The following is a 10,613-nucleotide window of genomic DNA, read 5'->3' on the forward strand; positions in this document are numbered from 1 at the left end:
ACTGCCGAGTTTAGCTTGTAGCCAAGCCAAACTGCGTGGCCAATAGGCGCGCTTAAAAGCTGTAGAGATGCGGCGAATTGATGTCGAAGATGAACCCGCGTGGCGCAAGAACACGCAGGACCACTTCGGCATCGCCTTCCGCGATGTCGTGGAAGATAAGTCCCTGCCACGGGGTGACGGTAATCGAGACATCGAGACGACCAATCAGATCCGCAAACTCTGCCGGGATGATTCCTTTGTGTAGGCCCGCGCCAAGGTCCACGATTCCTTCGCGAGTATGCTCAGCCAGCCAACCAATTGGCAGCGCTGGCCGCTCGCCTTCAAAAGCCCCACGGTCGTGTTGGGCATTGTCGGAGCCATGCGCCACGGTAGCTGAAAGGGTATCGCTTTCTTCCAGCGCCTGGACTAGGGCTGGCACTAGCTCCTCGATGCTGAAAACATCTTCATCTAGTGCGCCGCCTTTAATCAGGCGCGCGCTATTTTCGCCCTCCAGCATCGCACCAAAGTCCAGCCCCTCGTACAGGATGTCGCCGTGGCCGCCGTCGACTCCGAGGCGCAGGTTTGCCGCAGCATCCAAGCTTTCTACTACTGCTGCGATATCGCGTGCCACGGCACGAGCAGTGGCAGATAGAGGAGAGGCCAGCACCGGCTTAGTACCTGCCAGCAAACCCGGGGCGCTAACGCGCGCCAACAGCTCTTGCTGATCATGCACGCCGCGTAGCTCCAGCGCGGCGCCTTCTGCCAAGTACACATTCCCATCGGCCAAATCTTGAGCCAAGGCTGCAATCTCTACCCAGTCGGCAGCGGTGGTCGAGCCTGCGACCGGAACAAAGCGTGCGATGGTGCCGAAAGTGGCGTCGTCAAGCAGCAGCGGCGCGCGATGAGGAGCGCCCTGCGGTGATTCTTGGGGCGGGGTGTGGGGCAAATCAGTCATGGCTGCGATCTTAACTTTCCTCGCCCCACCGCCAATATTCGCGTCTGCCAAGGGGTGTTGGCCGCACCCGCGAAGTTTGCAGATAGGTAGGGTAGAAGCCATGCCTTTTGTTCTGTTTATCGCCTATGTTTTGCTCGAGTCCGTCGCCTTTTGGGCCGTGACTAAATGGCTAGGCATCTTGGGCGCGGTGCTGGCGCTTTTTATCACCATGTTCTTCGGCATGACCATTGCCGCATGGGAAGTTCGCCGCATCATGCGTCGTCAGGTGGTCCGCGGCGAAGATGGCATCTATTACATGGACGGCAAGCAGGCAGGAAAGACCGCAGGCAACGTGGGACTCACGCTGGCAGGCGGCATGCTCTTATCGATGCCAGGCTTTGTGTCCACCATTGTGGGCGCGTTGCTGATCTTCGCGCCTACACGTTCCCTGGCGCGCACTATCCTCGCAGCGTCGATGGTGCGCAAGATTGAGCACATGGGTACCCGCATCTTCGAAGCTAGCCCCATGGCACAGCGCCACGATTCTTATGGCAGCTTCGGTGGATTCGATGGTTTCATGACAAACAACGGCTCTAACGCGCGGAATCCTTTCCAGGAGAGCTCGGCAGAGGTCCTTGATGAGGAAGAAATCCGCAAGTGGAGCGAGAATCTCAATCCGGATGATTTCACAGGCGGTGGATCCGGTTCTGCGGGGGATTCCGCGAAGTAATGAAGCACCTTTTAATCCGCCTGACGCTAGCCTGCCTGTCGGGCGGTCTTACTTTTCTAGCCGTCCAGCCACTCGGCTGGTGGCCAATGGGAATCCTGGGCATTGCGTTGCTCTATGGCGTGCTCACGCCGTGGGGGAGTAATGCCCCTACTTTGCGCGCCGGCGCGAGTACCGCGTTTGCACATGGATTCGTGCTCTACCTGCTCACGCTGCCATGGATTGGCGAATTGGTGGGCAGTTTTCCCTACGTCGCCTTGGCATTTTGGTTAGCACTATACAGCCTGCTGCTGGGCATGGGCGGCACTGCATTAGCGCGACATAAAACGGGGTTTATCTTCTTTGCGTTCTTCTACGTCGCCGTTGAGATGCTGCGTTCGAGCGTTCCCTTCGGCGGTTTTTCCTGGGTGCGTCTGGCTTGGGGGCAGATCGACGGGCCGCTTGCGAACCTCGCACCGCTAGGCGGGCCTGCGCTTATCACCTTCACCACGGTGCTAATGGCGTCCGGCCTCGTAGGGATGATTCGATCTCGCGGTAAGTTGCGTGCGGGGGCTGCCGCTGCTGTCATCCTTCCGCTTATCGTTGGGTTCGCTGCAGGCAGTCTTGTTAATCGCCCAAGCAAAACAGTAGGTGAGGTCAACGTTGCAGCGATCCAGGGCAACGTTCCGCGCATGGGGCTGGACTTTGCCGCTCAGCGCCGTGCGGTGTTGGAAAACCACGTGCGGGTAACCAAAGAGGCCGCCGCGGCAGGCAAGCCGGTGGACATGGTTGTTTGGCCGGAGAATTCTTCCGACGTAAACCCATTTGAGGACGCCCAAGCTAGCGCGCTTATCGACGCCGCGGTGCACGCCATCAAGGCCCCCATTCTTGTGGGCACGCTGACTGAGGACGCAGTGGGCTCGCGTAATACCATGCAGGTCTTTAAGGCGGATGGGGAAGTAGGAGAGCACCACTACAAAAAGTATCTGCAGCCTTTCGGCGAGACCATGCCGATGCGTTCTTTCTTCCGCAAGATCACCGACTTGGTGGATTTGGCCGGTGATTTCAAGGCCGGCGATGGCCCCGGCGTGGTCCACATGAACAATGTATTGGTTGGGGTGGCTACCTGTTACGAGGTTTCTTTCGACCAAGCCTTCCGCAGTTCGATTCGCAATGGGGCGCAGATTCTTACGACGCCGACGAATAACGCCACCTTCGGATACTCCGACATGACCTATCAGCAGTTGGCCATGAGCCGTCTGCGCGCCATGGAGACCGACCGCGCGGTTGTGGTGGCGGCGACCTCCGGCGTCTCCGCCATCGTCGCCCCAGATGGCACGGTGAGCCAGCAGAGCGAAATTTTTGAGCCCAAGTATCTGATTGAGACGCTTCCGCTGCGCGAGGGTACGACGATCGCTGTAAGGTTTGGTTCGCTCCTGCAATGGCTGATGGTTATCATTGGTACAGTCAGCGCGTTGTGGGCTCTTCGCTCATTGCGGAAGAAACCTTGTTTAGGCGCGCCACACAGAAACTCTGCCGTCTTAGCGGCAGCAAACAAAGAGGAGCTTTAAAAACGTGAGCAACACCCACGCTTCCACCTTGGTTATCATCCCGACTTATAACGAGATCGAAAACCTTCCGCTAATCACCGGACGCGTCCGCAAGGCAACGCCAGAGGTCAACATCCTCATCGTTGACGATAATTCTCCCGACGGCACCGGTGAAGCAGCAGATAAGCTCGCAGCTGAAGACGAAAAGCTGCACGTCTTACACCGTGAGGGCAAAGGTGGCCTGCTGGGTGCCTATATCGCCGGCTTTAAGTGGGGCCTAGAGCGCGACTACCAGGTTCTCTGTGAGATGGACGCTGACGGCTCTCACGCACCGGAGCAACTGCACCTGTTGCTCGCTGAGATCGACAAGGGCGCTGATCTGGTAATCGGCTCCCGCTACATCCCAGGCGGCGAGACCGTCAACTGGCCGGCTTCCCGCGAGTACCTGTCTCGCCTGGGCAATATCTACATCTCAGTGGCTCTGGGCGCAGGCCTGTCCGATATGACTGCAGGCTACCGCGCATTCAGCCGCGAGCTGCTCGAGTCCATCGACTTCGAAGACTTGTCTAAGGCTGGCTACATCTTCCAGGTAGATCTTGCTTTCCGCGCCGTCAAGGATGGCTGGGATGTACGCGAGGTGCCAATCACCTTCACCGAGCGCGAGTACGGCGAGTCTAAGTTGGACGGCTCCTTCGTCAAGGATTCACTGATGGAGGTAACCAAGTGGGGCATCGCGCATCGCTCTGAGCAGGTAAAGGATTTCGCCGGTGAGGTAGGAAACATCGCATCCTACACCTACCGCCACAGCAACATCCCGGGCTTGGGCGCCAAGGTCAAGGAAGGCTTTGCCTGGACCGGTGACTTCGCAGACGAGGTCAAGGCTCTGCTCAAGCACCAGTTCGGCAACTCCAAGTAGTACACCAAGTACTTCGTCGGGCTAAGCCCGCAAAAGCGGCCTGTGAGCTTCTCCTTTAACACTTAGATTTAACATCTAGGAGAGCTGACAGGCCGCTTTCTTAATTTTATTTAGCTGCGTTCTCCGCTGCGGAAGGCCGCACTAGCCCTGGTTCTCCTGCTGTTCCTTGAGCAGGCGAGCGGCAGAACGACGGCGGGAGCGCAGGTTCTCAATGCGCTCGCTGAGAAGCTCATCCAGCTCCTCAATGGAGCGGCGCTCACGCAGCATATCCCAGTGTGTGCGTGGCGGCTTAGCTGGCTTGGACTCAACGCCTTCGCCCTCAATCAGGGTGCCAAGCTTACCGTTCTTGCACATCCACTCCTCAGGAATTTCCGCATCATCTGCGAAAGGAACTTCGTAGATGTCACCGTCTTCGGTACGGTACTTGACCATCTGGCGCGGTGCGAGATCGTGGTCACGGTCCGTCTCGTAGCTGACGGCGCCCATGCGGCTACCACGGAGTACGCGATCTGCCATGCAACATCATCCTTTTCATAAAGTGTGCTTGGAAGGGTAGACATACATCACCCAAGAAACTAACAGTATAACGAAGTGCTCCGCGGGTTTGTTCCCACCCCGGGATAAATGGACTAAGGTGTATCAGGTGATCCGTCAAGCTACCCGCGACCGCGCCCAAGCCACATGCCAATGGTGCGGCAAGGAGATCCCGCAAGGAGGGCGCGGACGCCCTCGTAAATTCTGCAGCCCATCTTGCAAACAACGAGCATACGAGCAGCGCAACAACGTCTCTGGAACCTCGATTCCGAAAGACGCTGTCATCATGACGCCCGAACGCGCTGACGCGCTTCGCGACGGCCTGTTTGAGCTGCGTTGCTCCGCAGAGGACATCGGGATTGCCGCACAGGAAGGCGCGGACGCTAAAGAGCTTCAACAGCTGTGCACGGAGCTTGTCACTCTGGCACGCCGGCTCGAGGAATTGAGGTAAGGACAAATGCAGAAACTTCTACGTAACCGCAAGCTGGTCATCTCCATTTTCGTGGTGCTGATCCTCATTGCAACCTTGGTGGCGCTTGGCCCGCTGTTTTACTCGATCTACATGGGCCGTGGTGTAGAGACCAAGCCTGTCGACGCCGCACATACCAAGCCAGCAAGCACTGAACTAGACGGCAATTGGCACGTTATTGCTGGTACGCCGCATAATTTCACCTCAGTTGGCTTCAGCATCGACGAAATCCTACCTGCTGAGAAAACCCGCACCTCGGGTTCCACCAAGGAAGTTGAAGGTCAGGCAGTAATCAAGGACCAAAAGGTTGAAGAAGGCACAATCGTTGTCGATATGACCAGCCTGACCACGGATAAGAAAGTCCGCGACCAGAATATGAAGGACAAGCTCTTCATCACGCGCGAGTACCCGGAGGCCAGCTTCAAGCTGACGGAGCCCGCTGACTTGTCGAACGTTCCTGAGGACGGCTCGGTGGCCAAGGTGACGCTGACAGGCGAGCTTACTATTAAGGACAAGACGAAGAAGGTTAGTGAAGACTTTGACGTTGTCCGTGACGACAAGACGATTGTCCTGGGCGGCAACATTCCAGTGAACCGACTGGATTATGGAATTGAGACACCAGAACTAATCGCCGCAAAGATCGCCGAAGAAGGCGAAGTTAATATCCGCGTAACGCTCGAGAAGTAGAAAATCAGATAGTGATAAACTCCAAGCATCTGATTCCGATCATCTGGTTCAGGCTCGTCGTGCTGATTGGCTTTGCCATATTCGTCGGCATCCAACAGATGTGGTTGTTGCTCGGCGCTGCAGTCTTATTGGGATGTCTGACGGGGTTCCAATTGTTTGATGCATACAAACGGCAGTAACGGAAACACCACCGTTTAAAGTCACAGTTACTTTAAACGGTGGTGCAAGTGCATGCCGGACAAACGCGAAAATGGCGGGCGATCCTGTTTATCTATATCGATAAATGTCCGATAATGTACATTATGTCATTTCGGACAGGGCTGGCCAATCTCCCATCTAACCGGCAGGCACAGAAACCTCGTCTGCCTCCCTCCGTGCACTAGAGTCAGACTCACCGACAGTCTCGGCATCACCTCCGGGTCCGCTTTCTCCCGGCAAAGGCTTGCGGCGAACCAGCGCCGCGAACACGGCGCCAGTAATGTTCGCCCACACCGCAGCAACGACGCCAGGCAACGCAGCCTCCGGCGTAAAGAACTGAAGCGCTAATGCTGACGCCAGACCCCGTGGTCATCCAAGGGCTATAAAGAGGGTTTTGCCTACCAAGCCACCAAGATCGTGCGCGATCTATGGCAGTGGTCCGACGAAGGCGCGCTGCCGATCATTGTCGACGCCGCCAGCTGCACTCATGGCTTGCTCGACAACGTGCCAGAGGCGCTTGCCGACGCCGAGCTAAAACTGTGGGATCAGCTGCGCATCATGGATGTTGTGGAATGGCTGCGCGATGAAGTGGCCCCTCACCTGCCGATCGTGCACTCTATGGGCAAGATTGCAGTCCATCCGACGTGTTCTACCCACCACATGGGTATCAGCGATGACCTCGTTGCCCTGGCCGGACTCTGCGGTGAAGCCAAGGTGCCAGAGGGCGCCATGTGTTGCGGCTCCGCTGGTGACCGCGTCATGCTGCACCCGGAGCTGGTGGAATCTGCCACCCGCGAGGAGCGAGCCAGCTTGGAGGCGGAAGACTTCGATGCCTTCGTCTCCGACAACCGCACCTGTGAGATGGGCCTGGAGATGATCTCCGGCAAGGCCTACGACTCAATCGCGGTACTGCTCGAGCGGGCTTCGCGCCCAGTGGTCACGCCTTAACGGCGGCCACCACGGTGGCGGTGGGTGGCCGTGAGTTGCACGGCATCCACCTGGCCAAGCTCCAGCAAAGCCTGGCGCAGCGCAAACTGGAAAGTCCACAGGCGGCGGAACACAGGATCGAAACCTGCCGCCGCGGCTTCGCGTAGATGACCATCGAAGTAGCTGCGCTGCTCGCGTAGCGATTCCACGTAGTGACCGCCCACGTGCGTCTGCGCGATGATGCGCAGATTCGAGTTGCGGTCGAAGAGCTTGTGCGTTTCCTCGAGCGTTGGGTAATCCAGTCCGGGCCAGACATAGGCGCGCAGAACCTGTATCGCCGAACGGGCAGCCGGGGTCATCGTCTCGGTAGCGAAAGTCGAGGTGAGCGCGACCCTACCCTCTGGGATCAGAGAGCGATCCAGCATCCCCACGAAGCGCTTACGCTCTGCGGGCGTAAGCAGCTCTAGCTTTTCCACGCTGACGATCGCGTCGTAGCGACCACGCCATTGTTTCGGATGCGGCACGGTGTCATCGATCTGCTGAATCTGTACCGAATCTGCCGCGCCCTCGAGCACTAGGGTTTCGTTGAAGTCCTCGACTTGCTCGGCGTCGGCAGTCAGCACGTCCACCGTCGCCCGCCTGTTGACTGCTTCGACAGCCACATTCATTCCGGCTGCGGGATAAACCAGCAGATGAGTGCCGGCGCCGGTGCGCGTGGCGTCGAGAAGCCATTGCGCAGCACGCTTTTGGCCATCCTTCAGGTCGGTGCGGTCCACCGCAGTCGGCTCACTAACGTGAGTGACATCAACGAAGTGCTCCTTAGGTTCCTTGCGGCCAGCCTGTGGGCTAAAGCTCGGCACCGCCTCCCGGACCGTCGTCGGAACGCCGCTGGCAAAGATGCCACCCGAATGGGTATAGCCATCACCGGCATAAAGACGCACCAATTCCACGGGTAGCTCACCCGGGGTGGAATGCTCGACCTCGAGCTCGCGCGCCTTCGGGCGATAATTCGCACGCAGTAGTCCACTCAATACCTTGACCAGCTTGTCAGAGTCAGCGGTGGTCCACTCGCCCGCCAGATAAGACTCCGCGAATCCAAGCCAGCCGGTGGCTGCGATGCGAATGAAGAGGGCGTCGTGCAACACGGAAAGGTCTGGTCCTCCTTCAGCCTTAGATTCAGGATCCAGATCCAACTCCGCGAGATCACAGGCCTTGGCGAATTCCGCCTCCGCACGCCGGGCTTTAAAACGTGCAAAGCTCACCGCCGGAAGCGTCGCTACGCTCGGCCACTGATTGGCATCGATGGTGGCTAGATGTGGAAAATCACCCATTGGTCCGGTTATCTCCTTGGCAAACGTCTACGTGCACAAAGGCTTCCAATTAACCCTAGTGTGAAAAGCCCACCTAGATGCGCCGCCATGCCGAAGAAGAAGCTGTTTAACCTACATAAAGTATGCATGTACGGTGACTAGGGTTTAGACTGATTCGGTACAAAATTTTTCGCTTTCTTAGGAAGGTATCTCCCCACTATGGCTGAAACCCCTTACCGCCCTGCAGGCGGACGCCACCATGTAGTCGTCATCGGCGCCGGCTTCGGCGGCCTCAATGCAGTTCAGCAGCTGAAGAACGCTGACGTTGAGATCACCCTGATTGATAAGAAGAACCATCACCTTTTCCAGCCGATGCTGTACCAGGTAGCCACCGGCATGATTTCCGCCGGCGAGATTGCTCCTTCCACCCGTCAGCTTCTGCGCAACCAGGCCAACGCTCACTTCGTCAACGGCGAAGTCACCGACATCAATCTGGAAGGCCAGACCGTTACCGCTGAGCTCGAGGGCTTCCAGCGTACCTTCGCCTACGATTCCCTCGTCGTCGCCGCTGGCGCTGGACAGTCCTACTTCGGCAACGATCACTTCGCTGAGTTCGCTCCGGGTATGAAGACCCTGGATGACGCACTGGAGCTGCGTTCCCGAATCGTCTCCGCCTTCGAAAAGGCCGAGTTCGTTGACGACCCAGCTGAGCGCGAGCGTCTCCTGACCTTCGTCATCGTCGGCGCCGGCCCAACTGGTGTTGAGTTGACCGGCCAGATCGCCGAGCTGGCTAACCGCACTCTGCGTGACCAGTACTCCAACTACGGCACCACCAGCGCCAAGATCTACCTGCTTGATGGCGCACCGCAGGTTCTTCCGCCATTCGGCAAGCGCCTGGGCCGCAAGGCGCAGCGCACCCTGGAGCGTCTTGGCGTCGATGTGCGTCTGAATGCCATGGTCACTGACGTCACCGAGGACGCCGTCACTTACAAGAACATGAAGAACGACGAAGTCGTCACCATTGAGGGCGCAACCAAGATTTGGTCCGCCGGTGTGGCCGCTTCCCCACTGGGCAAGATGGTTGCTGACCAGGCAGGCGTCGAAGCAGACCGCGCTGGCCGTGTCTCCGTTAATGATGATCTGACCGTGGGCCAGCACTCCAACGTCTACATGGTCGGCGACATGATCTCCCTGAACCGCCTGCCTGGCGTGGCACAGGTTGCGATCCAGGGTGGCGCACACGTGGCCAAGCTCATCAAGGCAAAGGTCGACGAGGAGTCCACCGCCAACGAGCGCGAGGCATTCGAGTACTTCGACAAGGGCTCCATGGCCGTCATCTCCCGCTTCAACGCGGTTGTGAAGATGGGCAAGACCGAGTTCGATGGCTTCCCGGCTTGGGTTTCCTGGATGGGACTGCACATCATGTACGTCCTTGGCTTCCGCAACCGCACCACCGTCGCGGTGAACTGGATCCAGAACATGATCTCCCGCGACCGCGGCAACCTCGAAATCACCGAGCAGCAGCGCATCGCTCGCAACTTCATCAACAAGAACAAGTAGGCCCAAATAGCCGCTGTTCTAACTGTTGCAGCTATCCCCCGCACAACCACCAAACCACCTGGTGTGCGGGGGATTTTGTGTCCTTGATCTCGTTTCTGCGGAACCACGCCCGAAGACGCGTGACGGGTGGTTGTATGAGAGATGTATCTACCCCTTCTCTCCTTACAAGGACGGTTCTCTATGCCTACTTCCTTGCTCAACATGGTCCCGCAGATTCTGGTCGGCCTTCTCACTCTCATCCTGACTCTCGTCGGTATTTTCACCGGCGGTTCAGTGGGCTCTAGCTCCAATGCACCGCAGCCGGGCAATCCCTCGGTTACGAGCCCTAGCAACGGAAACTTCAACGTGGCTGCAGATCAAACCCGCGTCTTCAACGAGCTCAACAAGTACCGCGCAAAGTATGGTTTGGAGGCGGTACAGCGCTCCAGCACGATGGATCAGCGCGCTCAGGAGTGGGCAAACTATCTTGCTGAGACCGGCCAGTTCTACCACGACCCTAAGTTCAATGAACGCGAAAACATTGCGATCATCATGACCAATGATGTGTCCGAAGCCGTCTGGAACATTTGGCACAATTCCAGCGGCCACCGCGCCAACATGCGCGCTGACGATGCCAAGCACGCAGGCCATGGTGTAGCTATCATGAAGAGCGGCAAATTCAAGGGCCAGAAAGTCATTGTTCAAAAGATCTCTGACGTTGCTGTACCGAACGCTAGGACATAGTCCGCATTAGGTTGATGCATTGTCCAGCTCCCACAACGCCGTGGGAGCTGGACTTTTCTTTTGTCGATGCATCTGAACTCCGCAACATTGCGTGATAATAGACGGGGCCTCCAACGCACT

The 10,613-nt window shown here is 57.7% G+C and carries 11 protein-coding genes and 1 pseudogene; 8 read left to right on the forward strand and 4 right to left on the reverse strand.

The genetic code is table 11. From position 1 onward, the window contains the following. Positions 1–52: 52 nt before the first annotated feature. Positions 53–934, reverse strand: coding sequence for a hypothetical protein (locus HMPREF2935_RS05210; protein ID WP_246817783.1), 882 nt, complete (start codon positions 932–934; stop codon positions 53–55). A gap of 100 nt (positions 935–1,034) precedes the next feature. Between HMPREF2935_RS05210 and HMPREF2935_RS05215 the strand changes: the two genes are divergently transcribed. Genes HMPREF2935_RS05215 through HMPREF2935_RS05225 form a run of 3 tightly spaced genes read left to right on the forward strand, consistent with a single transcriptional unit; the run spans position 1,035 to position 4,085 of the window. After that, complete coding sequence (locus tag HMPREF2935_RS05215) at positions 1,035–1,643, forward strand: FxsA family protein (protein ID WP_070732258.1); 609 nt, start codon at positions 1,035–1,037, stop codon at positions 1,641–1,643. Further along, positions 1,643–3,190: an apolipoprotein N-acyltransferase gene (gene lnt / locus HMPREF2935_RS05220; RefSeq protein WP_070732260.1), complete on the forward strand. Its 1,548-nt coding sequence runs from the start codon at positions 1,643–1,645 to the stop codon at positions 3,188–3,190. The genes HMPREF2935_RS05215 and lnt overlap by 1 nt, the downstream gene beginning before the upstream one ends. Positions 3,191–3,194: 4 nt before the next feature. Further along, positions 3,195–4,085 carry a polyprenol monophosphomannose synthase gene (locus tag HMPREF2935_RS05225; RefSeq protein WP_070732262.1) on the forward strand — a complete coding sequence of 297 codons (891 nt, stop codon included), beginning with the start codon at positions 3,195–3,197 and terminating at the stop codon, positions 4,083–4,085. Between the two features lie 141 nt (positions 4,086–4,226). Here HMPREF2935_RS05225 and HMPREF2935_RS05230 read toward each other — a convergent pair whose 3' ends face one another. Continuing rightward, complete coding sequence (locus HMPREF2935_RS05230; protein ID WP_061922522.1) at positions 4,227–4,601, reverse strand: RNA polymerase-binding protein RbpA; 375 nt, start codon at positions 4,599–4,601, stop codon at positions 4,227–4,229. Between the two features lie 130 nt (positions 4,602–4,731). Between HMPREF2935_RS05230 and HMPREF2935_RS12660 the strand changes: the two genes are divergently transcribed. Together HMPREF2935_RS12660 and HMPREF2935_RS05235 are read left to right on the forward strand one after the other, a co-directional pair. Continuing rightward, a complete protein-coding gene (locus HMPREF2935_RS12660) occupies positions 4,732–5,070 on the forward strand; it encodes a hypothetical protein (RefSeq protein ID WP_082785868.1) in 339 nt (112 codons plus the stop codon). Positions 5,071–5,076: 6 nt separating this feature from the next. After that, positions 5,077–5,775 carry a YceI family protein gene (locus HMPREF2935_RS05235; RefSeq protein WP_070432935.1) on the forward strand — a complete coding sequence of 233 codons (699 nt, stop codon included), beginning with the start codon at positions 5,077–5,079 and terminating at the stop codon, positions 5,773–5,775. A 336-nt stretch (positions 5,776–6,111) separates the two neighbouring features. On the opposite strand, the pseudogene HMPREF2935_RS13535 reads toward HMPREF2935_RS05235, so the two are convergent. Next, positions 6,112–6,336, reverse strand: a pseudogene (locus HMPREF2935_RS13535) (hypothetical protein); the annotation flags it as partial. A 54-nt stretch (positions 6,337–6,390) separates the two neighbouring features. Here HMPREF2935_RS13535 and HMPREF2935_RS05240 point away from each other — a divergent pair. Beyond that, positions 6,391–6,921, forward strand: a complete 531-nt coding sequence (locus HMPREF2935_RS05240) for a heterodisulfide reductase-related iron-sulfur binding cluster (RefSeq protein ID WP_062040759.1) — start codon at positions 6,391–6,393, stop codon at positions 6,919–6,921. Here HMPREF2935_RS05240 and HMPREF2935_RS05245 read toward each other — a convergent pair. Further along, a complete protein-coding gene (locus HMPREF2935_RS05245) occupies positions 6,918–8,231 on the reverse strand; it encodes a class I SAM-dependent methyltransferase (protein ID WP_062040757.1) in 1,314 nt (437 codons plus the stop codon). The two genes, HMPREF2935_RS05240 and HMPREF2935_RS05245, sit on opposite strands and share 4 nt — an antisense overlap. A 198-nt stretch (positions 8,232–8,429) precedes the next feature. Here HMPREF2935_RS05245 and HMPREF2935_RS05250 point away from each other — a divergent pair, with 198 nt between their 5' ends. Further along, on the forward strand, positions 8,430–9,770 hold the full coding sequence (locus HMPREF2935_RS05250; RefSeq protein ID WP_061922534.1) for an NAD(P)/FAD-dependent oxidoreductase: 1,341 nt from the start codon (positions 8,430–8,432) through the stop codon (positions 9,768–9,770). A 180-nt stretch (positions 9,771–9,950) separates the two neighbouring features. Continuing rightward, complete coding sequence (locus HMPREF2935_RS05255) at positions 9,951–10,493, forward strand: CAP domain-containing protein (RefSeq protein WP_070732264.1); 543 nt, start codon at positions 9,951–9,953, stop codon at positions 10,491–10,493. Positions 10,494–10,613 lie beyond the last annotated feature (120 nt).

Origin of the sequence: Corynebacterium sp. HMSC076D02 (assembly GCF_001813815.1) — a bacterium.
Lineage (GTDB): Bacteria > Actinomycetota > Actinomycetes > Mycobacteriales > Mycobacteriaceae > Corynebacterium > Corynebacterium simulans.

What these genes read in the sequence shown, in the direction of transcription:
- HMPREF2935_RS05215 (WP_070732258.1), top strand. Translation starts at nt 1,035, where the DNA reads ATGCCTTTTGTTCTGTTTATCGCCTATGTTTTGCTCGAGTCCGTCGCC.
- lnt (WP_070732260.1), top strand. Translation starts at nt 1,643, where the DNA reads ATGAAGCACCTTTTAATCCGCCTGACGCTAGCCTGCCTGTCGGGCGGT.
- HMPREF2935_RS05250 (WP_061922534.1), top strand. Translation starts at nt 8,430, where the DNA reads ATGGCTGAAACCCCTTACCGCCCTGCAGGCGGACGCCACCATGTAGTC.
- HMPREF2935_RS05210 (WP_246817783.1), bottom strand. Translation starts at nt 934, where the DNA reads ATGACTGATTTGCCCCACACCCCGCCCCAAGAATCACCGCAGGGCGCT.
- HMPREF2935_RS05245 (WP_062040757.1), bottom strand. Translation starts at nt 8,231, where the DNA reads ATGGGTGATTTTCCACATCTAGCCACCATCGATGCCAATCAGTGGCCG.
- HMPREF2935_RS05235 (WP_070432935.1), top strand. Translation starts at nt 5,077, where the DNA reads ATGCAGAAACTTCTACGTAACCGCAAGCTGGTCATCTCCATTTTCGTG.
- HMPREF2935_RS05230 (WP_061922522.1), bottom strand. Translation starts at nt 4,601, where the DNA reads ATGGCAGATCGCGTACTCCGTGGTAGCCGCATGGGCGCCGTCAGCTAC.
- HMPREF2935_RS05255 (WP_070732264.1), top strand. Translation starts at nt 9,951, where the DNA reads ATGCCTACTTCCTTGCTCAACATGGTCCCGCAGATTCTGGTCGGCCTT.